Here is a 24715-nt window from a genome sequence, read left to right on the forward strand (position 1 = left end):
GAAATGAATCCGGTTTTTCCGGGTTCATTTTTTATTTGGCTGAAAGACAATTTGTATCTTTAAACCATAAAAGTTATACAATGAAAAGGATTCTGCTATTTTTACTTCTTACCCTGTTTTCCACCCCACTTTTTTCTCAGGAATACCACACCGAAAATAATATCCATTATTATGATGAAAAAACCAGTAAATCCGATGCTTACATCAATGAAAGATGTGTACTGGATATTTATATTCCGAAAAATGTGAAAAATTTTCCGACGGTGATCTGGTTTCACGGCGGAGGATTAACCGGAGGTGAAAAGGAAATTCCGGAAGGGCTTAAAAATAAAGGAATCGCAGTGATTGGAGTCAATTACAGACTCTCTCCGAAAGTTAATGCCCCGAAATACATTGAAGATGCAGCCGCAGCAACAGCATGGGTGTTTAAGAATATTAAAAATTATGGAGGAAGTGAAGATCTTGTCTTTATTTCTGGACATTCTGCGGGAGGTTATCTTGCCATTATGGTAGGTTTAAATAAAATGTACCTGAACAAATACGGAATTGATGCCAATAAATTTGCCGGAATTATCCCTTTCAGCGGACAGATGATCTCTCATTTTACCACAAGAAAAGAAAAAGGAATTGATGAACTGGATGCCAGAATTGACGAATATGCACCGCTGCATTTCATCAGAGCAGATGCACCGCCTTTGTTATTAATTACCGGAGACCGCGAGAAAGAGCTGCTCGGAAGATATGAAGAAAATGCTTATATGGCGCGAATGATGAAGCTGAAAGGTCATAAAGAAACTACTTTATACGAACTTCAGGGTTTTGATCACGGCGGAATGGCGCAACCCGCTTTTCCTTTGCTTATCAACGAAATTAAAAGAGTGGAAAAGAATAGGAAATAGGATGGAGATAGGAAGATGGAAGTAGGAAGTAGGAAGTAGATTGGAAGCGGGAAGCTTTGATGTTAATAAATGTGCATACAGATTTTAAACTTCCATCCTCCGGCTTCTAACCTTCAGCTTTCATCTTCTAACTCCCAACTTCTCTCCCAATTATTTTGCAAAGTTTTTTATTTTTTCTTTCTTTGGAGCGAAAATAAAATGATTTCGAACGATGGGTATGTTTTACAACAATGCGGTTTGTGATATTTATATAGGAAAAAGTGCAGGAGCCAAAATGATGCAGGATATCAGAAATGCTCAGAGAAATGTGAAAATTGTTTCTCCCTATCTTTCTCCTTTTTTAATTAAAGAGCTGATTTATCTTCATTCCAGAGGAATTAAAATAAGATTGGTTACCAGCGATGAAATCGAAGATTTTTACGGCTACGACAAGAATATTCACAAACTGATTATTCAGAAAAAACACGTTGACGAAAAGGCAAAACAGACCAGAGACAATCTGGTAAGCCTCTCCGGAACTCTGTTATTTGCCATGATCGGTTTGGGCGTGGTTTTGCTTCCGCTAATGTATCTTTTAAACAATTTTAAACTTGCTTACGGATTTATTATTGTCATTTTAATGTTTCTCATAAGAGATTCCATCGTTAAAAAAATAAAAAAGACAAAAGTGTATCATTACAGCTACAAACAGCTTTTTCCCTTCAAGGTTTTTGTCTCTCCGAATAGCGGAAATTCTACCAATAAAACCTTCATTCACAGTAAAATTTACATTATTGATGACGAAATTGCCTATTTAGGCTCTTTAAATTTCACAGGAAGCGGCGTGAAAGACAACCACGAAACAAGAATACGAACAACCGATCCGGAAGCCGTTGCTAAAATCATCGAAGAAGTAAAAGAAATTTTTTATCATTCCAATCTTCCGGAAAGAGATATTCAGTTTTGGGGAAGTCAGTTGTATGAAGAACCCATTAATTAAGATGAATAGTGAATTTGCTTTGCAGTCAATGGTTAATTTTTTCATTAAGATTATTCTCAATCATGTTAAATTAACTGCGAAGCAAATTGATTATTGACCATTCACTTTAATTAATCACCGCATTTATTTTCTGCCACAAAACATCATCAAAATCCGAAAGAGCAAGATTCACATTGTCTGCAGCATCGCCCATTCTGATGATGACGAGTTTTTTGCTTGGAACGACATAGATTTTTTGGTCATTTTTACCTAAAGCACAAAACATATCATCCGGCGCACTCGGAATCAGTTTTCCGTTGAACAGAAACTGAGTCTGCGGCATATGATAACTTGTTTTTCCGTTCAGCCACCACAGATAACCGTAGGCTAAATTGATACTTTGGGAAGTATTCGTCGCACTTTGAAAATAATTCGAATTGATGATCTGTGTTCCGTTCCAGTTTCCGTTGTTTAAAGCCATCAGTCCGAAACGCGCCATACTTCTGGTTGTACTCCAGTACACACTGTTGTCGCCGCTTTGAATCCAGTTTCCCGTCATCCCGATTTTATCCCTAAGTTTGGCATTGAAATATTGTGACCAAGTTTGTCCCGTAGCTGCGGCTACAACATCCTGAAGTTTTACATAAACATTATGATACGCCCATCGTGTTCCTGCATCGGCTTTGTACTGTAGATTTGCCGGACTTACATTATCTCCGAGGCTGTCGTCCAGACCGGAAGTCATCGTCAGTAAATTCCGGCAGGTAATTAAATTTTCTTTGGCTAAAGGAGCGCTTGTCCAGCCGGTTCCGATGTATGTGGAAACTTTATTGTTTATATTGATAAATCCTTCCTGTTCTGCAATTCCTGTCACGGTAGAGGTTAACGTTTTTCCTGCGCTTGCCCAATACCAAGGTGTAGTAGAAGTATGGCTCGAAAAATAGTTTTCCATAACAATTCTTCCATTTTGCAGGATCATAAAACTTTTAGAATGTTTGGTTTCCAGATACGTCAGAAGATCCTGGACTTTATCCTGATGCCAGTTTAATGCAGAAAGAGATTTCGTTTCCCAAGCATCACTGTTGGAAGGAGGAAAGTACATGGCTTCCGTTGTAGAAGCAGTATTGGTCGGATCTGAAGAGGGTTCCGTAATATCATCAGAAGAACTGCAGGATAATGCTAAAAAACAAATAGCAGAAACAGAAAATAGATTTTTTATTTTCATACGAAATTAGTTTAAATTATGATTTTTAGATAATCACAACAATGAATAGTTAAAAACCTTTCATAAAAAATGTTAAAAAGATCTTCAATTGCAATTTAAACTAATTTCAGAATTAACCGCAAAAGATGCAAAAGATGATAATGGAGCGAATTTTCAGAATAAGCAAAGCACTCAAAAGAATAAAAATCAAAGATTTTTAAAAACTATTGTGATCTTTTCTTTTAAAATCAGCACTTTGAATAAGGATTAGTTTATCTTTTGTGGTTATATAAAAAGGTTAAATATTCTTTGTAAAAAAGCAATTATCTTCAATTAGAATTTAAACTAAAACTTGAATAGACTAATTTCAGAATTAACCGCAAAAGATGCAAAAGATAATTATAAAGCGAATTTCCAGAATAAGCAAAGCACTCAAAAGAATAAAAATCAAAGATTTTTAAAACTATTGTGATCTTTTTCTTTTAAAATCAGCACTTTGAATAAGGATTATTTTATCTTTTGTGTTTATATAAAAAAGTTAAATATTCTTTGTTGAAAAGCAAATTATCTTCAATTAGAATTTAAACTAAAACTTTTTACTTTTTGTGCGCATCAATAAAATGGATCATGTCATCCGTAAGCTGGTCCATATATTTTTTATCAGTCGTTCCGAAACCGTGTGTTCCATCTTCAACTACGACAAGTTCAGATTCTATATTTTGCTTTTTCAGCTTTTTTACCAGTTTTTTAGAATGACTCAATGGTGCTACCTTATCTTTATTTCCATGGAGAATAAAGGTCGGAATTCCGTTTTCCGTCTCATTGATCGGGGAAACCGTTTCCAGATAATCTATGGCTTTTCTTTTTTCATCATTAATATCGTAGCCGGAAATTCCATAAACCAATTTCTGTCTGATCTCAACAATCGGCTTAAAGAACAGACCTACAATAGACACCGGAACTTTTCCCAGTCTTGTATGTAGAAGTTGATTAATATCAGTCGGTCCGAAATTATCAACCACATAATTTACCTTTGCCGAATAAGAAGATAATTCAGGGCTTCCCAAATATTCATTATCATTCGTATAAGCAGCCATCAGAGCAAGATGCGCTCCCGAAGAAGCACCGAAAAATCCGATGTTATCGGGATCAAAATGGTATTGGTCAGCATTTTTTCGCACCCATCTCACCACATCTTTGGTATCCTGAATCGGCAGCGGAAAATGTACAGTTTCGCTTACAAGGGTGTAATCGATACTTACCACAGCATAATTTTTTTCAACAAGCTTTAAAATGAAATTTTCGATATAATTGTTGGATCTTACTACTTTATCACCTTTTGCCCATGCTCCGCCGTGAACATAAATAACCACCGGAAGTTTTGCGGAACCTGCATTTTTTGGTTTGTACAGATCCAATTTGATGGGATTTCCGGAAGCATCATTTTTATACGTAATATTTTCTGAAAAATCCGTTTTTTCAGGAAGAAGAACACTTGGCGGTGTCGGAGTTCCTTCGATCGGACCTTGAGAATATCCTAATGTAAAAAAGCTGAGCAGTAAAATAAAAAACAGGCTTTTAGAAAACCTGTATGCAGTGTTGTCATTCGTAAATTTCATAGAATATTTTTTTGAAGCGTATTATTTTACTAACTCCTCAAAAAGCCTACCAAAAGTATCTTCCAGATTTCTGGATTTCCCGGGATGAGGTCTTGAAGTCTGCACCACAGAACTTCTTACGGCAGTCAGCCAGCGGAATCTTTCCGGGATTTCAAGCTGTGCAATCGGTCCTCCGTCTTTTGCGCCGTCTGCAATTTTTTTGAAGCTTTCCAGATTCTGGATCACGTCTTCGTAATCGATTTTGCTTCGCATCAGCTTAAATTTATCCGGACAGAGATAAAATTCCACTTTAATGAATTTTTCTTTTTTTGAAAACATCACCAGTCCGATATTGAAAAACTCTTCTCTTTCAACCTTCGGAACCAATCGTATTACCGCGTATTCGTAGATTTTATCCTCTTGCATTTTTAGCTTCGTTTAAAAAGATTTCAGAATGTTCTAATCGGGTCTTCAGGAAGTTGAAATAGATTTCACGGATTTCTTCCGGCGTTTCTTCCGCATCATTCCAGTGCAGCCAGTCTTCGGGAATAATATTTACAATTTCTCTGAATACCTTTTCGTTCAGTACTTCTTTGGCAAACAGATCGGCTTCATCCAGCTTTGATGCCTGTGGAAGCAAAACATGGTCTTTTACATATTTAAAAGGTGTTTTTGCTGCAGCATCAAAATTCTGCCATGAATGGTGAAAATAAAAAGAAGCTCCGTTATCAATAATCCACAGTTCTTTGTGCCACATCAGCAGATTCGTGTTTCTGAAAGTACGGTCGATATTCGTGATAAACGCATCCAGCCAGACGATTTTCGAAGCCAGAAGCGGATCGATCTTCACACTCGGATCATAAGTAATGGAACCTGAAAGATAATGAAGCCCCAGATTAAGACCTTCGGAATTTTTCAAAAGATCCTGAATTTCTTCATCGGCTTCGGTTCTTCCGAAATCCACATCCAGATTCACAAAAACAAGCTCGGGAATTTTCAATCCTAAAATTTCTGTAATCTTTCCGCCGATCAGTTCAGAGATCAGCATTTTTACTCCGTGACCTGCGCCACGGAATTTCAGAACATATTTAAAATCATCATCTGCTTCTGCCAGAGCAGGAAGAGAACCTCCCTCCCGAAGCGGCAGAATATAACGCATGACGGTTACCTTTCTTAAATCCAACATAAGGCAAAAATAAGATATTCCTTTGTCTTTATTTCTATTTATACTATTTTTAAGTAAAAATTGATTGTTTCGAAATTATGATTCTGAATTAGACCATAGCGGAATAAAGAATCTAAATATAAGTTTCCTGAACGATGCTTGCATCCATTAATGCTGTGTCGAAATGACAAAAAAAGTTTTTAATACATTATTATACAATACAATATGCAGATTACAAAAAAGCTGAATATCATCATTTCCAATCCTGAAACCGGAGATTTTCTTGCCGATGCCTTTTTTCCGGAAACAGAACAGAAACTACCGTTGGTCATTTTTGTTCATGGCTATAAAGGCTACAAAGATTGGGGTGCATGGAATCTTATGGCTGAAAAGTTTGCGGAAGCCGGATTTTTCTTTGTGAAATTTAATTTTTCGCACAACGGAACAACGGTTGAAAATCCTCATGAATTTGCTGATCTTGAAGCCTTTGGAAATAATAATTATTCTAAAGAGCTTTCGGACTTGGGAACTGTGATTGATTACTTCGTTAAAAATGAAAAAGTAGATGCTGATAAGATTATTCTGATCGGTCACAGCAGGGGAGGAGGAATTTCTATCATCAAAAGTTTTGAGGATGAAAGAATTAACGGTTTAATTACCCTTGCAAGTGTAGATACACTGGATCGTTTCCCGAAAAACGATGCCTTCGAAAAATGGAAGGAAGCCGGAGTGTATTATGTGATGAATGGAAGAACAAAGCAGGAAATGCCTCATTATTATCAGTTTTATGAAGATTTTGAAAATAATTTTCACCGTTTTGATGTCGAAAGGGCAACCGAGATGGCGAAAGTACATTATTTAATCATTCATGGGACAGATGATGAGGCAGTGAATGTAAAAAGCGCAGAGCATCTTCACATTCTGAACCCAAATTCTGAGCTGTATCTTATTGAAAAAGCCAATCATACTTTTGGGGCAAAAGAACCTTGGGAAGAGCCAAAACTACCCAAAGACCTTAATGAAGTTACGGAAAAATGCATTACGTTCATTAAAGAGAAAATATGATTTTTCTGGATTTATAAATAATTCATATTCAAATTAAAAATTTTTCATATATTAGTGATAAATTAAATCACCAAAAATCAAGTTATTATGAAAAATTCAGAATTAAAGAATGGTCAGAAATTAAGCAGAGAAGCTCAAAAGCATATTGCCGGAGGAGAGAAAGTTTTAATCTGTGCAAGCGGCTGTTATAATCACTACCTAAGCGATGGACAGGGAAATTGTCTTGTACCTCCATGTCAGTCACCAAATTTCGGAACAGAAACCAATGCTAACGGACGTTGGCAATGTTGCTACTAATCTAAGCAAAAAATAAAGGAGTGAAATTTTTCACTCCTTTTTATTTATTCATTTGTATAGCATTCTTTTTTACCGATTTTAAGAGACTTCTGAAGTTCTTCATGGTCATCATTTCAGTGGAAGGTGTAAAGATCGTTGCTTTCTCACCTTTTTCTACAGAAACTTCCGAATAGGCTTTAAGGGTGTAGATTTTTTTCAATGTTTTGATGTCATAAACATCCATCATCGCAAATGTTTCATTTTTGTTGTATTCATACTGTACACCGATCGAATTGTCTAAACCGTTTCTAACTTTGAAAGTATAAATATTAACCAGAAAATTGAAATCGGAATTGTTTTTAAGGTCTTCCAGATCATCCGTTTCCGGACTGAACGGAATATCATGACTGATTAGGTTTTCAGATTTTGCTGTTTTTAAATCATAGGCTTTTCCTTCACTTAACTGAGTAAATAATTTCATGGTTTCTGCAGTCATCATTTCCCGGTGGTGCGCATCAACCGTAGTATTGATATTGTTTATCAGCCATTTTTGATCTTTTGAAAATACGAGCGATTTGCTGTAAATTCCATAATCTTTTCTAACCGGATAGTAGCATGACTGTAAACCCAGCAATATCAATAATAAGAAGAAATATTTTCTCATAAATCTCTTAATAAATCAGAATTTTCCACGCTTCTTCAATTTTACTTTCCAGTAATAATTTCTGAGCTCCCAGATGAACATTCTCGTCGGAATGATAGTTTCCTGCCGGTAAGATTTCAACATTCGCCAACATTCCCAGGTCGTTTCCTGTGAATATTCTGCTGAATTTTATTTCATCCGGAAGAAGATCGAAACCGATTCCTTTCGTTACCAGAGGTTTTGGAACTTCAAAAAGATTGTCTGCCGTATTTCTGGAATACCAGTTGCTTCCCAATCTTGCCACCATATCCAGTTTTGCCTGATCCAGATTTCCGTTTTCATCCAGATATTCTTCTCTGATATGAATTTTCTGAACTTCACAGATCACCAGATTTCCTGCACCACCCTGATCGCCCAAAGATTTTACTTCTAGCACTTTACATTCAAAATTTACAGGACATTCTTCAATTAATTTAGGCTGAACAAGATCAGCATCTTTCATCGTTAATCCGGATTTAATGAATTCGTTAACGCCTTCTTCATATTCTGTTGAAGCCAAAGAGATCTGCTGTACAATCGGAAAATTAACTGTTCCGATCACCACTTCCGGAACTTCAAGAACATTTTCCAGCGTGTGTTTGATGGTATTGTCACGAACTCTTCTCGAAGGTGAAAAAATCAAAACCGGAGGAACCGTACTGAACATATTAAAAAAACTGAACGGCGACAAATTGCTGTTTCCGTCTTTATCAACCGTTGATGCCAATGCAATCGGACGCGGCGAAACGGCAGTCTGCATAACCGTTTGCAGTTGCACGGGAGTTATTTCTGATGGGATGAGTGTTTTCATTATTATATTATTTTTTTAACACATAAGTCACATAAGTTTAAAGTTCAAAATATTGAAAATATTTAGTACACATTAGTTTGAAAATCTATAGATTTTCATTTATAACAGATTTTCAAAGTCTTTATTTACAAATGTTTCCGTTCCTTCATGATAAAGATTATAAACATTAAAATTTACAAGAATTGATTTTGAAACTTTAAGCAAATTCATATAATTCATTGTTTGCGCTCTGTGAATGTTATGAAATTCTGTAACGGATTTTATTTCCAATACTATAGTATTTTCAATTAGAAAATCACATTTAACCTTACAGTCAATCTTTAAATCTTTATAGATTAGTGGAATTTCAAGTTCACTTTTATATTTTATGCCAAGCAGATCAAATTCTCTTTCTAAACATTTATGATATATTTCTTCATAAAGACCGGGACCAACAATTTTATGAACTTCTATACATGTACCAATTATCTTATACGTAAGCTCATTGATGTATTTCTTAGTAAGTTCCATAATTGTGTTTTGCCTTGATTCAATGAAAATCTGTAGATTTTCAAACTAATGTGTTCTCTTATGCAGTTAGAAAAATTTTCTTTGTGACTTATGTGTCAAAAATTATCTAAAAAATTTTATATTTAAACAGTAGGAATAATTTTCCCTGAAACTTCACCGAAACCAACTCTCACTCCGTCTTTTTCAGCCCAGGCTTTCATGGTTACCGTATCGTTGTCGTTGATGAATTTTCTTTCTTCTCCGTTGTTTAACTGAATCGGATTCTGACCTCTCCACGTTAATTCCAGCATGGAACCGAAAGATTTCGGATCGCTTCCTGAAATGGTTCCGCTTGCGTAAAGATCTCCGACTTCCACGTTGCAGCCGTTTACGGTGTGATGAGCCAGTTGCTGCGTCATGTTCCAGTACATGTGTTTGTAATTGCTTTCGGAGATCAGGTTTTGCTCTCCGTTTTCAGGCTGAAGATAGACTTCAAGATTGATGTCGTAATTTTTATCTCCTTCAAATTTCAGATAATCCAAAACTTCAGGATCCTGTGTAGGAGAAGCGGTTCTGAATGGCTCTAAAGCTTCCAGAGTAACCACCCACGGCGAAATAGAGGAACCGAAATTTTTAGCTAAAAATGGTCCCAGCGGAACGTACTCCCAAGACTGAATATCTCTTGCCGACCAGTCGTTGAAAACCACCATCCCGAAGATGGCGTCTTCAGCATCTTTGGTCGAAATACTTTCGCCCATTTCGGTATTTTTATTGATGATGAATGCCATTTCAAGCTCAAAATCCAATTGTTTACAAGGTCCGAAGACTGGCTTTTCTACATCTGCAGGTTTCATCTGACCTTTCGGACGGTTGATTTCCGTTCCTGACACTACAATAGACGAAGCTCTTCCGTGATAACCTACCGGAAGATGTTTCCAGTTAGGAAGCAGTGCATTCGCAGGATCTCTGAACATTTTTCCTACATTGGTTGCGTGTTCGATGCTGCTGTAAAAATCTGTGTAATTCGGAATATGAATCGGCATCATCATTTTAACCTGATCAATCTCATAGAAAGCTTCTTCGATGGTTTTTTCATCTTTTGATAAGATGGAATTTTCCAGCAGTAATTCCTGAATTTTTAAACGAACGGCATTCGTTACAGGCTTTCCAAGTTCGATGAATTCATTTAAGGTATAGGCTTCGAAAACGTTATCGACTAAGCCTTCGATTTCTTCGAAATATCCCAGATCGTATAACGTTGCAAGATCGATGATCTGATCGCCGATTCTTGTACAGCATCCGATGTATTCTTTGTTGAAAACCGCTACACCAAACGGAATATTATGGATAGAAAAATCTGAATCTGATGAATATTCTACAAATGATTTCATAATTTTAGAATTTAGTTTGGACTTTATATAAATCCGTTAGATTTTAAATTTTAAATATTCTGAAGGCTTTTTAATCAGTTTAGGCGTTCAAAACATTTACTTTTTAGATTTGGTTTTGTTTTTAACTTTAGAAAAAGATTCTTCGTCAATCCATCTTGCTTTAGTATTCACGTCGATCAGGTACAGAATATTGTCCTGTCTTGTTAAAAGTAATGTTTTGGTAACAGGGATCGGAACTTTTTTGTTTTCCAGAAGATCAGCTCTTAAAGAAATGATGTTCTTTTTATTTCTCACGATATCTCCTGAAAAAACATTCGAGCTGCTTTCTCCGGTAGCTTTATCGTCAAAAACTTCTACATAAGTTGCTTTGTTTCCTTTAATGACAATAAAATCCCTTTCGGTATGGTCTGCTTCATCATTGATGAAAACAAACTTTTTATTGTCAATGTTTACCGCTTCCAGATTCTGGTTGACTCCTTTTCTTTCTTCAAGTCGGGTAAGAATATCATTTAGTGAACCGTACTGCGCTTTTAATCCAAAGCTTGCTCCTAAAAATAACATTCCAATTAAAAATTTTCTCATATTAATGTGTTTTTTAAAAAAAGTTTTGTCAAGACTGTTCATCCTGACAAAACTCAATATTACAAATAAAATTACAGGTTTCCTCTTCTTTCCTGTTCTCTTTCCAATGCTTCGAATAATGCTTTGAAGTTTCCGGCTCCGAAGCTTTGTGCTCCGTGTCTTTCGATGATTTCAAAGAATAGGGTAGGACGGTCTTCTACAGGTTTTGTAAAGATCTGCAGCAAATATCCTTCCTCGTCATGATCGATAAGAATTCCCAGTTCCTGAAGTTTTTTAAGATCTTCGTCGATGTGTCCCACTCTTTCAGGAACCATATCGTAATAGGCTTCAGGCGGCGCAGATAAAAACTCAACACCACGTTTTTTTAATTCTGTTACGGTGTGGATAATGTCTTTTGTAGCAACTGCAATGTGCTGTACTCCTTCGCCTTCGTAGAAATCAAGATATTCTTCTACCTGCGATTTTTTCTTACCTTCTGCAGGTTCGTTAATCGGGAATTTTGCGTAACCGTTTCCGTTGGACATTACTTTAGACATCAAAGCAGAATATTCTGTGTTTATCTGCTTATCGTCAAAAGAAAGAATATTTACAAATCCCATTACTTTTTCATACCATTCTACCGTTGGAATCATTCTGTCCCAGTCTACATTTCCTACACAGTGGTCTACATATAAAAGACCTGCATCTTCAGGCTTGTAATCGCTTTCCCACTTTTCGTAACCCGGCATGAAAGGACCGTTGTAGTTTTTTCTTTCGATAAACATGTGAACGGTTTCTCCGTAAGTATAAATTCCTGACATTCTTACCTCACCATTTTCGTCTGTTAATGTTACAGGTTCAAGATAAGGTTTTCCGCCTCTTTTTGTGGTTTCTTCAAACGCAGAATAGGCATCATCCACCCAAAGAGCCAAAATTTTCACTCCATCACCATGTTTTTTTACATGCTCATTGATGGGAGAATCAGACTTTAGCCCTGTTGTAAGTACCAATCTTATTTTTCCCTGCTGAAGAACATAAGAAGCACGATCTCTTACTCCGGTTTCAGGACCAGCGTAGGCAACAGACTGAAAACCGAAAGCGGTTTTATAATAATGCGCAGCCTGTTTAGCATTTCCTACATAAAACTCAATGTAATCTGTACCGTTGATGGGTAAAAAATTCTCAGCCTGAGCAATTTTTTCGGCAAATGAAAGTGTTGACATATTCTATTTTTACTTTTATATTTATGGGAATGCAAATTACGAATTTCTTACTAATACGAAAAATATTAACAAACACCCGTTAGGTTTATTTAACATAATCGTAAAGAAAAGTTCATTTAAGTATGCTTAAGTTTATTGTTTTGGTAATAATGTTTATAGATTTGTATTGCTAACAAATGAAAAAAAAATATTTCGAAAAACGAAGCCACAGGTTTTCCCTGCGGCTTTCTTTATTTTACATTGTTTAATCTTCCTGCGTCGGGATTATAATTATCCCAGATTTTCCAGACATTGTCTATTTTGCGGATGAAATAAATTTGGGTATTCAGTTGATTGACAAAATGCTCTTCGCCTGCCGTTCCTACTTTGAACAGAAGATTCCAGAATTCCTGAGATTCCAGAATTTTTTTGTCCGGTTCATCCGTCACGATATGGATATCGAATACTTCATAATTCGAACGGTTATTTTTCGTTACCAGATGAAAATCCCTGTCGCACAATTCTTTGCTGAAGTGCGATGCTCTTTCCAGAAAAGGAGATTCATTAAAAACCAAATCTTTGAAGAGTTCAGTTTTATGATCCGGAAACTGTTTATAAAATTCAAAAACGGTAGCGCAGTAATCATACACCATCTGGAAAAACTTCTGGTTGTTGTTTTCTTCATTCCCCTGTCTTTTTTCCTTTACAAACTGGATGTAGGCATTTAAATCTTTATACCCCAGAAAAATACAGATCTTATCCAGTGTTTTCAGAAACCGGAGATCATTGTGCGTTTTGTCCTGATAATCATTTTCAAAAAAACGCTGAAGGGTAACATGGGAAATCGTATTCCCAATTTCAAACTTTTTTCCGCCTTTAAGTTCTTCAGCCTCAGAAAGTTCATCTTTAATGATTTCAGAAAGAATAATATAATGGCTTCGCTTCCATTCCTGTACATTTCCCAGAACCGAATTTTTCACTTTGGGATGTTTTATAACCTCTTCTCTTATCGAATTATATATCGTTTTCAATGTCCTGTTTTTAAAAGCTCTTTAGCAAATATACTGCCATTTAACTGAATTTTTCCGACTATTTCATTATGTTAAATTGAAGGTGCATTTTTGAAAGGACATAGAAACTGAAAATCTGGTAAAATATTGAAAAAATTATTGCTTAAACCTTTCATAAGCAGCTTTTTCCAACATTTCCCTGTCATCGGGATGCGCGATGCTGATTAATTCCTGAGCTCTCTGTCTTAAATTTTTTCCGTAAAGATAAGCAGTACCGTACTCCGTTACAACCCAATGAATATGCCCTCTTGTGGTTACCACTCCGGCTCCCTGTTTCAGGAAAGGAACAATTCTGGAAACTCCTTTTTTGGTTCTCGAAGTAATGGCAATGATCGGTTTTCCGTCTTCGCTTAATGCTGCTCCTCTCATAAAGTCCATCTGTCCGCCGATTCCGCTGTACTGCATCGTTCCGATAGAATCTGCACAAACCTGTCCTGTAAGATCAATTTCAATCGCCGAATTGATGGCAACCATTTTATTATTTCTCATGATATTGATCGGGAAATTCACGGTACTTACATCATCAAAAGAAAATACCGTATTATCGTCTACATAATCATACAGTTTTCTTGTTCCGAAACAGAAACTGGTAATGGTTTTATTGTCGTTGTAACCTTTATATTTATTATTGATGACATCATTCTGGATCAGATCAATTACTCCGTCACTGAGCATTTCGGTATGTACTCCCAGATCTTTATGATTATGAAGACATTTCAAAACCGCATCCGGAATGGTTCCGATTCCCATTTGCAGGGTGGATTTATCGTCAATTAATTCGGCAACATTTTTTCCGACCAGCATTTCTTCCGGACCTACTTTTGCTCCGTAATCTATGGTTGGAAGTTCTTCTTCATGCCATACAAGCTTATGAATTCTGCTGATGTGGATCATTCCGTCACCATGCGTTCTCGGCATTAAAGGATTGACTACGGCGACAATTATTTTTGCAGTATCAACCGCAGCTCTCGCAACATCAACGGAAGTTCCCAGTGTACAGAAACCATGTTTGTCAGGTGGTGAAACAGTAATTAAAGCAACATCAAGCGGTAATATATTTTTTCTGAAAAGGATAGGAATCTCACTTAGAAATACGGGAACAAAATCTCCTCTGTCAGAATTCACCGCATCGCGTACAGGAGACGAAACAAATAAAGAATTAACGAAAAATTTGTCTTTGTACTCAGGTTTTGCAATTTCCACATTTCCCTGTTGGGTAATAGAAACCATTTCTACATTATCCAAACGGTGGGATTGCCTCGCTAGTTCATCAATTAAGTAATTCGGAGTACAGGCGCTTCCGTGAAAGAAAACACGGTTTCCGCTTTTAATGGTATAAATAGCTTCTTCTGCGCTGATGTAATTATGCATATTGAAATTTTTTATGAATTTTTCTTAGTCTTAAAGATAGTTCATATTGTTTTTACTTAGTCTTATTATTCGAAGATTTTTATCATGTTTTAATTAAATTGATTCAAAAAAAGGACTGAAATTAATATTCAGTCCTCAATATATTTTGATAATAATTTCAGTGCTAAAAGCCGTAAGCCAGTCGCCAAAAGCTTCATTACTCCTGAGAACGGTCTTCAAGATGATTGTCTTCGTTTTCCAGCCAAGAGGTTTTGTATGATGTGTCTTCCACTTTTAAAGCTTCTTCCGTAATTTTTAAAGGTCTGAAAGGATCTACCATTACAGCATATTCTTCCGTGAATTTCTTACCAATGCTCCTTTCCATTGCTCCCGGATGAGGTCCGTGAACAATTCCTCCCGGGTGAAGCGTGAAATCCATTAAGTCGATATGGTTTCGGCTCATGAAATCGCCCTCCGTATAGAATAAAACCTCATCAGAATCGATATTCGAATGATTATAAGGAGCAGGAATGGCTTGTGGATGATAATCATACATTCTCGCACAGAACGAACAAACCACAAAATTATGGGCTTCAAAAGTCTGGTGAACCGGAGGCGGTTGATGAATTCTTCCCGTAATCGGCTCAAAATTTTTGATATTGAATTTATAAGGATAAAAATAACCGTCCCATCCCACAACATCAAACGGATGTGTTGCGTAGATGAAGTCTGTAATCTGGTTTTCTTTTTTTACTTTAATTAAAAATTCTCCCTTTTCGTCTTTAGGTTCCACAAAAGTAGGAGTGATGATGTCCCTTTCGCAGAAAGGAGAGTGTTCCAATAATTGTCCGAATTCGTTTCTGTATCTTTTCGGCGTATAAATCGGGGAGTGGCTTTCTACCACGAAGAAAACCGTATCATCAGAATGCAGTTCCACCTGATAAATGGTTCCTCTCGGAATAATTAAATAATCCCCCACAGAAAATTCAAGATTTCCTACAAAAGTTTTTAAAATTCCGTTTCCGCTGTGAGCGTATAAAAGCTCATCGCACTCAGCATTTTTGTAGAAATAATCCATTGATTTTCTTGGCTTCGACAGTCCCATTTTCAGGTCGTTGTTCACCATTAAGAACTTACGGCTGTCCATAAAATCGTCTTCGGGAGTTACGTTCATTCCCTTAAACATTCTTGGCGTTACATTTTTTTCAACAGCAATTTTCGGGGCTACATCTTTCGGTTCACCGATGGATTTTATCTGTGTCGGACGGTGAATATGGTACAATAACGAAGAAATTCCATGAAAACCTTCCGTCCCGAAAAGCTGTTCATAGTAAAATTTATCTTCAGGAGATTTGAAAATCGTGTGTCTTTTTTGGGGAATATTTCCCGACTGATGATATCTCATTTTACTTTTATATGTTGATTCTCAAATTTAACACTTTTTCATGAATTCAATTTAATAATATTTTTCAGATGAGTTTTGTGATTAAAAAATAATTGTTAGCTTTGTCTAACAATTATAATTTCATGAGGCGAATATTATTTTCTGCAATCTTCTTTCCGGGGTTCTGCTTTTCACAGGAAACGGACAGTCTGACTTTGAATGGGTCGAAAGAGCACGATTCTGCAAAAGTTTCAAATCCAAAAATCAAAACAAGAGATATTGATGATGTGGTGATTACAGGAACGATAAAACCAATCAGTAAATCGAAAAGTCCTGTAAATGTTGAAATTTATTCGCAGAAATTTTTTCAGAAAAACCCGACTCCGAGCATTTTTGAAGCCATTTCTATGGTGAATGGGGTAAAACCTCAATTGAATTGTTCCGTCTGCAATACGGGAGATATTCACATCAACGGACTGGAAGGTCCTTATACGATGATTTTGATTGACGGAATGCCGATTGTCAGTTCGCTGTCCACCGTTTACGGACTGAGCGGAATTCCGAACAGTCTGGTTGACAGGATTGAAGTGGTGAAAGGTCCTGCTTCCTCTATTTACGGCTCCGAAGCAATGGGCGGTGTCATCAATATCATTACTAAAAATGCTTTGACTGCACCCAAATTAAGTGTCGATCTCATGACGACAACATGGAGTGAAAATAATATTGACCTTTCCACGAAATTTAATTTGGGAAAGAATGTCGCTTCGTTGTTGAGCATGAACTATTTCAACTATACAAAAAGATTCGATTACAATAAAGACAATTTTACGGATGGAGCTTTGCAGAACAGAATTTCAGTTTTTAATAAATGGAATTTCCGCAGGAAGGAAAACCGATTGGGGATTTTTGCTCTGAGATATTTATATGAAGACCGTTTTGGCGGAGAAATGCAGTGGAATAGATCGTATCGGGGAAGCAGTGAAGTGTACGGAGAGAGTATTTATACAAATAGGGTAGAAGTTTTCGGGGTTTATCAATGGTCTTTGAAAGAGAATATTATAACTCAGTTTTCTTATAATTTTCATGACCAGAATTCTTTTTATGGCAATAATCCTTTTCTGGCGAATCAGAAAGTGGCTTTTACCCAGACGTATTGGGACAAAAAATTCGGAAATCATGATTTGATTCTGGGGGTTACATTTAAAAAGACGTACTATGATGACAATACGCCCGGAACATTGTCTGCAGACGGATTAACCAACGAACCGATGAGATCGCCGATTTTTGGAGCTTTTATTCAGGATCAGTGGGAAATTAATGAGAAAAATACGTTGTTGCTGGGTTACAGATTGGATTATGACAAAATTCATCATGCCGTACATTCTCCACGTTTTGCATGGAAATTTTCACCGAATCCTTATCATACTGTACGATTCAATTTTGGGACGGGTTTCCGTGTGGTGAATTTGTTTACCGAAGATCATGCTGCATTAACGGGTTCGCGTGAAGTGGTGATTCAGTCGAATTTAAAGCCGGAAAAATCCATTAACGGAAATATAAACTATGTCTGGAAAATTCCTGCTGGAGATCAGTTGATTAATTTGGATGCTTCTGCATTTTATACGTATTTCAGCAACAAAATTGTCGGAGATTTTGATACCAATCCTGCGAAAATTATTTATGATAATCTTCAGGGGTACGGAATTTCGAGAGGAGTTTCTTTAAATCTGGATTATACCTTTGATTTTCCTCTGAGCGTTAATCTGGGAGTGACGTATCTGGATGTTTATCAGAAGTTTGATGGGGAAAATGAAAAATCGCAGCAGCTTCATGCCCCGAAATGGAGCGGAACTTATAATCTGAGTTATAGGTTTAAGAATAATCTGACAATCGATTTTACAGGACAGTTTTACGGACCGATGCGGCTGCCGGTTTTACCGAATGATTACCGGCCGGAATATTCTCCGTTGTATACTTTGGCGAATATTCAGATTTCAAAGAGTTTTAAATCGAGATTTGAAGTGTATGGCGGAATTAAAAATTTATTCAATTTTACTCCGAAAGATCCTTTGATGCGGCCTTTTGATCCGTTTGATAAAAATGTAAATGATCCGGTAAGTAATCCTTATCATTATACTTTTGATACGACGTACGGATATGCGCCGATGCAGAAAATAAGAGGCTTTTTGGGTGTGAAATATACTTTAAAATAGTTGTGAGTTTTTAACGCAAAAGATAAAAAAATAATGGTAAAAAAAAGCTTCAAAAGTTTACAAAATTCAATAGTTTTTAAACTTAGAGCTTACTAAAAAAAAGTAACTATGAATTCAGGTTGGATTTTCGCAAAGTCGTTTAAGATAGTATGCTTTAAGGTGCAAGGATTTTATCTGCGATAAAATTCATCATCAGCATTGGAAAAGAAAATCTTTGATTTTTTCCTTGCGTCTTAAAAGAATAGAACTTTTATCAAATCTTGCGCCTTAGTGTTTTTCCATTATATTTAAACAGATTCTGAATAGTTTTGTTTTTCTAAAAGGCTTAAAATCTTTTGCCCCTTTTGCGGTCGAAGAATATATAAAATGAAAAATGTAATGAAATTTTTATTTTTAATGTTGGTGCCGTGTTTTTGTCTTTCGCAGATGAAAACAGGCACTTTTTCGGATTTGGAAATTCAGCAGAAGGAAGATCCGAAACCAATCATTATTCATCTTTATACAGATTGGTGCAGTGTCTGTAAAATCGAGAAATTCAATTTAAATAAGGATAAAGAACTGGTTGAACTCATCAATCAGCATTTTTATATTATTAATTTTGAAGCCGAAAAAACAAAAGAGAACATCCGTTTTTTAGGAAAAGAATATCATTATCTGTCTAACGGAATTTCAGGGATTCATGAGCTGGCTCTGGCTTTATCGAAAAATAAAAGTCAGCCGGTTTATCCTTTGTGGATTATTCTGGATAAATATGGAAATTTGGCTGAATATCATGAAGGATTGTTTAAACCTGAGAAATTAAAGAAGAAGCTCAAAGAGGTTTTGGAACAGTGATTTTGTTATATTATATTGATAGGAAGCTGTGAATTTTTTACCGTACGCTGAGCGGAGCCGAAGCGTACGATATGGTTATTGTAGAAATATCTTCTTACTGTACGCTTCGGCTCCGCTCAGCGTACGAAGGTTACCAATACAAATGTTTTATTGGAGAGGAAATAAGGAGTCTTCTTACAGTACGCTTCGGCTCCGCTCAGCGTACAGCAGAAGGTTACCAAGAGAAATGTTTTTCATTCATTTTATCGGAAGTAAATGATGTGTCTTCTTACGGTACGCTTCGGCTCCGCTCAGCGTACAGCAGAAGGTTACCAATACAAATATTCCTCATCTATTTTATTGGAGAGGAAATTTTTACTTCAAAAATGATGAAGGGTTATGAAATCTGCGGGAGGGGTTTTTATTTTAAAAGCACCGCAGCAATTGCGAGAATTGCAGGTAACGCCTGAACAAAAAATATTTTCTTCGTGGCAGAAATAGCACCGTAAATTCCGGCTACGGCAACACATCCTAAGAAAAATAAAGCGATATTGGTCTGCCATTTCGGATCTTCGATGAAGAATGACCAGATGAGTCCGGCTGCAAGAAAACCATTGTACAGTCCCTGATTGGCGGCTAAACCTTTGGTAGGTTTAAACATTTCGGGAGGCAAGGCTGCTTTGAAAACTTCTTTTCCTTTGGTTTCCCAGGCAAACATTTCCATCCAGAGAATATAAAGGTGTTCGAGGGCAACAGCGGCGATGAGTATTTTGGCTACAATTTCCATAATTTACGTTTTTGTTTTGTAAAACTAAAAAAATAAAGTTAAGTTTGGTTATACAATTTTCAAAAAAAATGGAAACTTTCAGGCAGCATTTGGAAAAATTTATTTCGCTAACCGATGATGAATTTTCTTCCATTCTTTCATTTTTTCAGCCGATGGATAGTAAGAAGAAACAGAATCTGATGACCGAAGGAGAAATCTGCCGGTCGATGTATTTTGTGGTAAAAGGCTGTCTGAGAAAATTTTTTATCAATGAAAAAGGAGTGGAGCAGACTACGGAATTTGCGATTGAAAACTGGTGGATCACCGATACTTTTGCGTATGAAAGACAGTCTGTCTCGAACTTTTCCATTCAGTCGGTTGAGAAATCACACATTTTAAAAATTGATTCAAAAGACCAGGAGGAGTTGCTGAAAAAACATCCCGTTATGGAGCGGTATTTCAGGATGATTTACCAGAGAGCATATGCCGCTTCAGAAAGACGCATCCGCTATCTTTACGAATTTTCACGCGAAGAACTGTATGTGCATTTCAGTACCCAATATCCGTGGTTTATCCAGAGAATTCCGCAATATTTAGTGGCTTCTTTTTTGGGTTTTACTCCGGAATATTTAAGCGAAATCAGGGCGAAATTACGTTCTTAAACCAGCTTAAGATTTTTACAGACTTCAAATCTGAACTTTGTCTCAGAAATTTAAACCAAAATATTATGAGTGCAAGATTCAACTGGACAACCGTTCATCCTGCCGCATACAAAGCGGGAATAGGCATGGAAACTTCTCTTCAGAACAGCTTTTTAAGCCCGATTCAGAAAGAATTAATCAAAATCAGAGCTTCGCAGATCAACGGATGTGCTTTTTGTCTGGATATGCATACGAAAGATGCGTTGAAGTACGGCGAAACACCGCAAAGAATTTTCCTGCTGAATGCTTGGAGAGATGCAAAAGAACTTTATACGGAGGAAGAGCAGGTTATTCTGATGATTGCGGAAGAAATTACGTTAATCAGCCAGAAAGGATTAACCGAAGTAACCTATCAGAAGGCAAAAGGACTTTTTGATGAAACCCAGATTTCAGATATCATTATGGCAGGTATTGTCATTAATATGTGGAACAGAATTGCAATTTCAACGCATATGCCGATCGGGAAATAGATTTTTAATACAAAAGGTAAACACAAAAGAGCTTTCCATATCTGAAAAGCTCTTTTCATTATTAAATCTGTTTAAATTTTTTATTTAACCGCAAAAATCAAAAAAGATCAACTAAACTTTTATTTAAAGTTGATGATTATAAATAAAAAAAGTCACAATAGTTTTTAAAAATCTTTGATTTTTATTCTTTTGAGCACTTTGATTATTCTGAAAATTCGCTTTATCATTATCTTTTGTCCCTTTTGCGGTTTATTCTGAAATTAGTTTAAACGAGTCTATTTATTTTTTCAATTCCTTTAGAATTTCTTCGCCTACACTTTTTGCAGACTGAGGATTCTGTCCGGTAATTACCCTTTGGTCGCTCACTGCGTGAACCTGCCAAAGTCCGGATTTCTCAAATTTTGCGCCTCTTTCTTTCAGCTTATCTTCCAGAAGGAAAGGAACCACGTGGGTTAATTTCACTTCAGCTTCTTCCTCATTGGTGAAAGAATTGATCTTTTTACCGTCAACCAGATATTTTCCGTTATTCAGTTTGATGTTGACCAAACCAGCCGGACCGTGGCAGACTGCCGCAACCACACCGCCTTTTTCATAAATCTGTGAAGCGATGGAAGCCAGTTCGGTATTGTCTGCAAAATCCCACATCGCACCGTGACCTCCCGCATAAAATATCGCTTTATATTCTTCAGGATTCACTTCCGATGGTTTCATGGAATGATCGATCTTGTTCTTATACTTTTCGTTTTCCCAGAATTCTTTGTTTACAGGATCTTTCAGATCGAATCCGTCTACCGGAGAAGTTCCGCCTTTCGGACTTACAAAATCGATTTCATATCCTGCTTTGTGAAGAACTTCCCACGGATGAGCTACTTCACCCAGATAATATCCTGTTTTTTCACCGGTGTCGCCTTTTGTCCCATGACTGGTAATGACGAATAAAATTTTCTTATCCATATTTTTATATTTTTTGGTTTGTGCCTGTATAAGTCCTGCCATAAAGATGGCAAGGACGAGTAATGTTAATTTTTTCATGTTGATATTTACTGTTAAATAGACTGTTGAAATTCAGTTATTTAATGTATTTTAAATTATTTCTGTTAAATAAATCTGTGGTTGCTCCTGAAGCTTTTCATCCACCAGTTCTCCGAAAGCTTTGATGTAAGGCTGCTCGTTATGTTGTGCTAAACCTTCCTCGTTTTTCCAGATTTCATAAAATACAAACTGGTTTTTATCTTCAATTCCCTGGTGAAGCGTATAAAGTTCGTTGGCTTCCTCTTTCACGGTCTCTTTTACCATATTCTGAAGAACTTCCAAAACTTCTGCTCTGTATTCTTCTTTGGCTTTAATAACTGCTGTTAAATAAATCTTCATTACGCCAACTGGGGTTTTAATTCTTTTTCAAAAACTTCGGTAAGATGTTCTCTGTACAGCTTCATATCTCTTTCTACATCAGCATTTTTTTCGACGTCGTGAAAATGGAAGCTTTCTAATTTTTCAAGAGAAACGAAAGCATTCATACGGTGGAATCCAAATAACGGTCCATTGTCTACACTGGTCTCCTTAAAAAATTCTCCGGGAAGCGTAAATGCGGTTGCAGGCGCATTCCAGCTTGTAGTAACCATATATTTTCTTCCGCCAAGCATTCCTCCAGTTCCGTAATTGATCTGCGGATTATCGGCGCTTCTTCCGTCGTTCATATAAATTCCTTTGGCGTGTCCTGCGGTGAAGACTTCATCGATATATTTTTTAAGACCGTTTGGTAACTGGAACCACCAGATCGGAGTGTGGTAAATGATGTAATCTGCCCATACAAATTTTGCCACTTCTTCATTTTTATCATACCCTTCATCTACGTTGGTGATTTTTACTTCTACATTTTCAAAGTTTTTAAGCACTTCCAGTGTGTTCTCTGCGATAGTCTGGTTATATTTTCCTCCGGAATGTCCGAAATTCTGTCCTCCGTTGATAATTAATACTTTTTTCATTGCTTTTATGATTGTTTAAATTTTACAGGGACAAAGGTATTGGCTAAATTGCTATAAGAAAAATAATAAAAATCATAACTAAGTATTATTTAAATGATAGCTAATGTATTGGTTTGTTAATCAGTATTTTAATTTAAATATAGACCGCCTTTATCGCTTTCATTGATGCTGAAAATATTATAATCATGATTATTTGGGTACATTTGCATCATAAAAGTAATACCTATGGTTAATTTAGAATGGTACAGAACTTTTAAGGCAATCTATAAAACAGGAACGCTTACCGAAGCTGCGGATACACTTTTTATTTCGCAACCGGGCGTAAGTCTGCATCTCAGTTCGCTTGAAGCGTATGTCGGATATAAGTTATTCGACAGAACAGGGCGGAGAATGATTCCGACGGAAAGAGGAAAGGTCTTATATAATGCGATTACCGAACCTTTGTCAAAACTGGAAGAGGTGGAGAAAAACTTTCAGAAATCGACGGAGAAACTCACACCTACCATCAGTGTCGGCATGTGTTTTGAAACCTTTCAGACAACACTGGAGCAGTACGTTTCGAGTCTGCCGTTCAACCTGATCATCAGTTTCGGGGAATACCGCGAAATGCTTGATCAATTAGATAAAGGAATTTTAGATTTAATAATTACTCCAAAAAAAGGAGTTTCGCCGAATATTGAGCATGAAGCATTTTCTTCCGAACAGATCATTCTTGTAGGAGGAAAAGATGTTGATAAAGAGCAGTTTGAAATTATTTTAAATGAAAAGGGAATCGAACACGCGGAAGAATGGCTGAAAAACGAAAAATGGTACGGTACAGCAGGAGATATGGAGCATCTTTTTCAGTTCTGGATTCTGAATTTCGGGCATAAACCGAACTTCCGTCCCAATTATATCGTTCCGAACCTGAATTCAATTGTGCGTTGTCTGAAAGGCGGAACAGGTTTGGCAGTGGTTCCTGATTTTCTATGCAAAAAGGAAATTGAAAACGGAGAAGTGCAACTGATCTGGGAAGGTGAAAAACCATTAAAAAACACGCTGCATTTCGGATGCCGGAAGAAAACGAATTATCAGACGGAGATCGATCACATCAAAGAACTTTTCAGGAAGATGATGGGGAAAGAAGACATATAAACATTTAATTATGAAAAAAATTCTTGAAACAGAAAGGCTTATTTTACGTGAATTAAATTCAAATGATGCACTAAGTTTTTATGATCTTAATAATAATCCCAATGTTATTAAATATACAGGAAACTTGCCTTTTGAGAACGTGGAAAAAGCCAGAGATTTTTTGTTGAGCTACAGAGATTATGATGAAAATGGTTTTGGAAGATGGGCAGTAATTGAAAAAGCTACAGAAAAGTTTTTAGGATGGTGTGGTCTGAAATACAGTAAGGAAACGGATGAAACGGATATCGGTTTTCGTTTCTTTGAAGAATACTGGAACAAAGGATTTGCAACAGAAAGTGCAAAAGCATGTTTAGAATATGGCTTTAATGAATTTCATCTGAGTAAAATTGTAGGAAGAGTTATGGCTGAAAATATTGCTTCTATAAAGGTTTTAGAAAAATTAGGACTTGTTTACGATAGAGAATTCGATTTTGATGGTCATCAAGGTTTGAGGTATAAGATCGAACCTGCCAGATTAAAAATCTAATG

27 protein-coding genes are annotated in these 24715 nt (G+C 36.5%); 10 read left to right on the forward strand and 17 right to left on the reverse strand.

Annotation, left to right across the window (positions count from 1 at the left end; all coding sequences use genetic code 11):
* Window positions 1-80 precede the first annotated feature (80 nt).
* Both BW951_RS19245 and BW951_RS19250 read left to right on the forward strand, forming a co-directional pair.
* Window positions 81-899, forward strand: a complete 819-nt coding sequence (locus tag BW951_RS19245) for an alpha/beta hydrolase (RefSeq protein ID WP_076395759.1) — start codon at window positions 81-83, stop codon at window positions 897-899.
* A 217-nt stretch (window positions 900-1116) separates the two neighbouring features.
* Window positions 1117-1878 (forward strand): phospholipase D family protein, encoded by a 762-nt coding sequence (locus BW951_RS19250; protein ID WP_228427572.1) that lies wholly within the window; start codon window positions 1117-1119, stop codon window positions 1876-1878.
* 106 nt (window positions 1879-1984) lie between these two features.
* On the opposite strand, the gene BW951_RS19255 is transcribed toward BW951_RS19250, so the two are convergent.
* The 4 genes from BW951_RS19255 to BW951_RS19270 all read right to left on the reverse strand — a co-directional run bounded on the left by BW951_RS19255 (window position 1985) and on the right by BW951_RS19270 (window position 5845).
* Window positions 1985-3082 (reverse strand): serine hydrolase domain-containing protein, encoded by a 1098-nt coding sequence (locus BW951_RS19255; protein WP_076395761.1) that lies wholly within the window; start codon window positions 3080-3082, stop codon window positions 1985-1987.
* 575 nt (window positions 3083-3657) lie between these two features.
* A complete protein-coding gene (locus BW951_RS19260; protein ID WP_076395764.1) occupies window positions 3658-4680 on the reverse strand; it encodes an alpha/beta hydrolase in 1023 nt (340 codons plus the stop codon).
* A gap of 21 nt (window positions 4681-4701) precedes the next feature.
* Window positions 4702-5085 (reverse strand): DUF3037 domain-containing protein, encoded by a 384-nt coding sequence (locus BW951_RS19265; RefSeq protein ID WP_076395766.1) that lies wholly within the window; start codon window positions 5083-5085, stop codon window positions 4702-4704.
* On the reverse strand, window positions 5072-5845 hold the full coding sequence (locus BW951_RS19270; RefSeq protein ID WP_076395768.1) for a HipA family kinase: 774 nt from the start codon (window positions 5843-5845) through the stop codon (window positions 5072-5074). Before BW951_RS19270 ends, BW951_RS19265 begins: the two co-directional genes overlap by 14 nt.
* A gap of 204 nt (window positions 5846-6049) precedes the next feature.
* Here BW951_RS19270 and BW951_RS19275 point away from each other — a divergent pair, with 204 nt between their 5' ends.
* Both BW951_RS19275 and BW951_RS19280 read left to right on the forward strand, forming a co-directional pair.
* Window positions 6050-6889: an alpha/beta hydrolase family protein gene (locus BW951_RS19275; RefSeq protein WP_076395770.1), complete on the forward strand. Its 840-nt coding sequence runs from the start codon at window positions 6050-6052 to the stop codon at window positions 6887-6889.
* 87 nt (window positions 6890-6976) lie between these two features.
* Window positions 6977-7186, forward strand: a complete 210-nt coding sequence (locus tag BW951_RS19280; RefSeq protein ID WP_076395772.1) for a hypothetical protein — start codon at window positions 6977-6979, stop codon at window positions 7184-7186.
* Between the two features lie 40 nt (window positions 7187-7226).
* Here the strand turns inward: BW951_RS19280 and BW951_RS19285 are convergent, their stop codons facing one another.
* The 9 genes from BW951_RS19285 to BW951_RS19325 form a co-directional block, all read right to left on the reverse strand.
* Complete coding sequence (locus tag BW951_RS19285) at window positions 7227-7829, reverse strand: hypothetical protein (RefSeq protein ID WP_076395774.1); 603 nt, start codon at window positions 7827-7829, stop codon at window positions 7227-7229.
* Between the two features lie 7 nt (window positions 7830-7836).
* A complete protein-coding gene (locus tag BW951_RS19290) occupies window positions 7837-8658 on the reverse strand; it encodes a flavin reductase family protein (RefSeq protein ID WP_076395776.1) in 822 nt (273 codons plus the stop codon).
* A gap of 99 nt (window positions 8659-8757) precedes the next feature.
* On the reverse strand, window positions 8758-9168 hold the full coding sequence (locus BW951_RS19295; RefSeq protein ID WP_076395778.1) for a GxxExxY protein: 411 nt from the start codon (window positions 9166-9168) through the stop codon (window positions 8758-8760).
* Between the two features lie 122 nt (window positions 9169-9290).
* Window positions 9291-10538, reverse strand: a complete 1248-nt coding sequence (fahA, locus tag BW951_RS19300; protein WP_076395780.1) for a fumarylacetoacetase — start codon at window positions 10536-10538, stop codon at window positions 9291-9293.
* 96 nt (window positions 10539-10634) lie between these two features.
* Window positions 10635-11120: a hypothetical protein gene (locus BW951_RS19305; protein ID WP_076395835.1), complete on the reverse strand. Its 486-nt coding sequence runs from the start codon at window positions 11118-11120 to the stop codon at window positions 10635-10637.
* A gap of 71 nt (window positions 11121-11191) precedes the next feature.
* Entirely contained in the window at window positions 11192-12322 is a 1131-nt protein-coding gene (hppD, locus tag BW951_RS19310) for a 4-hydroxyphenylpyruvate dioxygenase (RefSeq protein WP_076395782.1), read from the reverse strand.
* 230 nt (window positions 12323-12552) lie between these two features.
* Window positions 12553-13332: a hypothetical protein gene (locus tag BW951_RS19315; protein WP_076395784.1), complete on the reverse strand. Its 780-nt coding sequence runs from the start codon at window positions 13330-13332 to the stop codon at window positions 12553-12555.
* 135 nt (window positions 13333-13467) lie between these two features.
* On the reverse strand, window positions 13468-14742 hold the full coding sequence (locus BW951_RS19320; protein ID WP_076395786.1) for an acetyl-CoA hydrolase/transferase family protein: 1275 nt from the start codon (window positions 14740-14742) through the stop codon (window positions 13468-13470).
* Window positions 14743-14938: 196 nt separating this feature from the next.
* The gene (locus BW951_RS19325; RefSeq protein WP_076395788.1) at window positions 14939-16126 is read right to left on the reverse strand and encodes a homogentisate 1,2-dioxygenase; all 1188 of its coding nucleotides are present in this window, start codon (window positions 16124-16126) and stop codon (window positions 14939-14941) included.
* 122 nt (window positions 16127-16248) lie between these two features.
* On the opposite strand from BW951_RS19325, the gene BW951_RS19330 reads away from it, so the two are divergent.
* Together BW951_RS19330 and BW951_RS19335 are read left to right on the forward strand one after the other, a co-directional pair.
* Window positions 16249-18318: a TonB-dependent receptor plug domain-containing protein gene (locus BW951_RS19330; RefSeq protein ID WP_084196493.1), complete on the forward strand. Its 2070-nt coding sequence runs from the start codon at window positions 16249-16251 to the stop codon at window positions 18316-18318.
* A 378-nt stretch (window positions 18319-18696) separates the two neighbouring features.
* On the forward strand, window positions 18697-19152 hold the full coding sequence (locus BW951_RS19335) for a thiol:disulfide interchange protein (protein ID WP_228427573.1): 456 nt from the start codon (window positions 18697-18699) through the stop codon (window positions 19150-19152).
* 400 nt (window positions 19153-19552) lie between these two features.
* Here the strand turns inward: BW951_RS19335 and BW951_RS19340 are convergent, their stop codons facing one another.
* A complete protein-coding gene (locus BW951_RS19340) occupies window positions 19553-19918 on the reverse strand; it encodes a DUF1304 domain-containing protein (protein WP_076395792.1) in 366 nt (121 codons plus the stop codon).
* A 68-nt stretch (window positions 19919-19986) separates the two neighbouring features.
* On the opposite strand from BW951_RS19340, the gene BW951_RS19345 reads away from it, so the two are divergent.
* Together BW951_RS19345 and BW951_RS19350 are read left to right on the forward strand one after the other, a co-directional pair.
* The gene (locus BW951_RS19345; RefSeq protein WP_076395794.1) at window positions 19987-20559 is read left to right on the forward strand and encodes a Crp/Fnr family transcriptional regulator; all 573 of its coding nucleotides are present in this window, start codon (window positions 19987-19989) and stop codon (window positions 20557-20559) included.
* Between the two features lie 65 nt (window positions 20560-20624).
* Window positions 20625-21068: a carboxymuconolactone decarboxylase family protein gene (locus tag BW951_RS19350; protein ID WP_076395796.1), complete on the forward strand. Its 444-nt coding sequence runs from the start codon at window positions 20625-20627 to the stop codon at window positions 21066-21068.
* A gap of 279 nt (window positions 21069-21347) precedes the next feature.
* Here the strand turns inward: BW951_RS19350 and BW951_RS19355 are convergent, their stop codons facing one another.
* From BW951_RS19355 to BW951_RS19365, 3 genes are read right to left on the reverse strand one after another with little or no spacing between them, the layout of a single operon-like run.
* The gene (locus BW951_RS19355) at window positions 21348-22100 is read right to left on the reverse strand and encodes a type 1 glutamine amidotransferase domain-containing protein (protein ID WP_175608850.1); all 753 of its coding nucleotides are present in this window, start codon (window positions 22098-22100) and stop codon (window positions 21348-21350) included.
* A 51-nt stretch (window positions 22101-22151) separates the two neighbouring features.
* Entirely contained in the window at window positions 22152-22439 is a 288-nt protein-coding gene (locus tag BW951_RS19360) for a putative quinol monooxygenase (RefSeq protein WP_076395798.1), read from the reverse strand.
* A complete protein-coding gene (locus tag BW951_RS19365) occupies window positions 22439-23053 on the reverse strand; it encodes an NAD(P)H-dependent oxidoreductase (RefSeq protein ID WP_076395800.1) in 615 nt (204 codons plus the stop codon). Before BW951_RS19365 ends, BW951_RS19360 begins: the two co-directional genes overlap by 1 nt.
* A 225-nt stretch (window positions 23054-23278) precedes the next feature.
* Between BW951_RS19365 and BW951_RS19370 the strand changes: the two genes are divergently transcribed.
* Complete coding sequence (locus BW951_RS19370) at window positions 23279-24187, forward strand: LysR family transcriptional regulator (protein WP_076395802.1); 909 nt, start codon at window positions 23279-23281, stop codon at window positions 24185-24187.
* Window positions 24188-24197: 10 nt separating this feature from the next.
* The gene (locus BW951_RS19375; protein WP_076395804.1) at window positions 24198-24713 is read left to right on the forward strand and encodes a GNAT family N-acetyltransferase; all 516 of its coding nucleotides are present in this window, start codon (window positions 24198-24200) and stop codon (window positions 24711-24713) included.
* The last annotated feature ends 2 nt before the right edge of the window (window positions 24714-24715 follow it).

This window comes from Chryseobacterium gambrini (assembly GCF_900156825.1).
Classification (GTDB): domain Bacteria; phylum Bacteroidota; class Bacteroidia; order Flavobacteriales; family Weeksellaceae; genus Chryseobacterium; species Chryseobacterium gambrini.

Excerpts from the sequence above, each read along its gene's own strand:
- BW951_RS19245 (WP_076395759.1), top strand. The coding sequence starts at position 81 with ATGAAAAGGATTCTGCTATTTTTACTTCTTACCCTGTTTTCCACCCCA.
- BW951_RS19250 (WP_228427572.1), top strand. The coding sequence starts at position 1,117 with ATGTTTTACAACAATGCGGTTTGTGATATTTATATAGGAAAAAGTGCA.
- BW951_RS19255 (WP_076395761.1), bottom strand. The coding sequence starts at position 3,082 with ATGAAAATAAAAAATCTATTTTCTGTTTCTGCTATTTGTTTTTTAGCA.
- BW951_RS19260 (WP_076395764.1), bottom strand. The coding sequence starts at position 4,680 with ATGAAATTTACGAATGACAACACTGCATACAGGTTTTCTAAAAGCCTG.
- BW951_RS19265 (WP_076395766.1), bottom strand. The coding sequence starts at position 5,085 with ATGCAAGAGGATAAAATCTACGAATACGCGGTAATACGATTGGTTCCG.
- BW951_RS19270 (WP_076395768.1), bottom strand. The coding sequence starts at position 5,845 with ATGTTGGATTTAAGAAAGGTAACCGTCATGCGTTATATTCTGCCGCTT.
- BW951_RS19275 (WP_076395770.1), top strand. The coding sequence starts at position 6,050 with ATGCAGATTACAAAAAAGCTGAATATCATCATTTCCAATCCTGAAACC.
- BW951_RS19280 (WP_076395772.1), top strand. The coding sequence starts at position 6,977 with ATGAAAAATTCAGAATTAAAGAATGGTCAGAAATTAAGCAGAGAAGCT.
- BW951_RS19285 (WP_076395774.1), bottom strand. The coding sequence starts at position 7,829 with ATGAGAAAATATTTCTTCTTATTATTGATATTGCTGGGTTTACAGTCA.
- BW951_RS19290 (WP_076395776.1), bottom strand. The coding sequence starts at position 8,658 with ATGAAAACACTCATCCCATCAGAAATAACTCCCGTGCAACTGCAAACG.
- BW951_RS19295 (WP_076395778.1), bottom strand. The coding sequence starts at position 9,168 with ATGGAACTTACTAAGAAATACATCAATGAGCTTACGTATAAGATAATT.
- fahA (WP_076395780.1), bottom strand. The coding sequence starts at position 10,538 with ATGAAATCATTTGTAGAATATTCATCAGATTCAGATTTTTCTATCCAT.
- BW951_RS19305 (WP_076395835.1), bottom strand. The coding sequence starts at position 11,120 with ATGAGAAAATTTTTAATTGGAATGTTATTTTTAGGAGCAAGCTTTGGA.
- hppD (WP_076395782.1), bottom strand. The coding sequence starts at position 12,322 with ATGTCAACACTTTCATTTGCCGAAAAAATTGCTCAGGCTGAGAATTTT.
- BW951_RS19320 (WP_076395786.1), bottom strand. The coding sequence starts at position 14,742 with ATGCATAATTACATCAGCGCAGAAGAAGCTATTTATACCATTAAAAGC.
- BW951_RS19325 (WP_076395788.1), bottom strand. The coding sequence starts at position 16,126 with ATGAGATATCATCAGTCGGGAAATATTCCCCAAAAAAGACACACGATT.
- BW951_RS19330 (WP_084196493.1), top strand. The coding sequence starts at position 16,249 with ATGAGGCGAATATTATTTTCTGCAATCTTCTTTCCGGGGTTCTGCTTT.
- BW951_RS19335 (WP_228427573.1), top strand. The coding sequence starts at position 18,697 with ATGAAATTTTTATTTTTAATGTTGGTGCCGTGTTTTTGTCTTTCGCAG.
- BW951_RS19340 (WP_076395792.1), bottom strand. The coding sequence starts at position 19,918 with ATGGAAATTGTAGCCAAAATACTCATCGCCGCTGTTGCCCTCGAACAC.
- BW951_RS19345 (WP_076395794.1), top strand. The coding sequence starts at position 19,987 with ATGGAAACTTTCAGGCAGCATTTGGAAAAATTTATTTCGCTAACCGAT.
- BW951_RS19350 (WP_076395796.1), top strand. The coding sequence starts at position 20,625 with ATGAGTGCAAGATTCAACTGGACAACCGTTCATCCTGCCGCATACAAA.
- BW951_RS19355 (WP_175608850.1), bottom strand. The coding sequence starts at position 22,100 with ATGAAAAAATTAACATTACTCGTCCTTGCCATCTTTATGGCAGGACTT.
- BW951_RS19360 (WP_076395798.1), bottom strand. The coding sequence starts at position 22,439 with ATGAAGATTTATTTAACAGCAGTTATTAAAGCCAAAGAAGAATACAGA.
- BW951_RS19365 (WP_076395800.1), bottom strand. The coding sequence starts at position 23,053 with ATGAAAAAAGTATTAATTATCAACGGAGGACAGAATTTCGGACATTCC.
- BW951_RS19370 (WP_076395802.1), top strand. The coding sequence starts at position 23,279 with ATGGTTAATTTAGAATGGTACAGAACTTTTAAGGCAATCTATAAAACA.
- BW951_RS19375 (WP_076395804.1), top strand. The coding sequence starts at position 24,198 with ATGAAAAAAATTCTTGAAACAGAAAGGCTTATTTTACGTGAATTAAAT.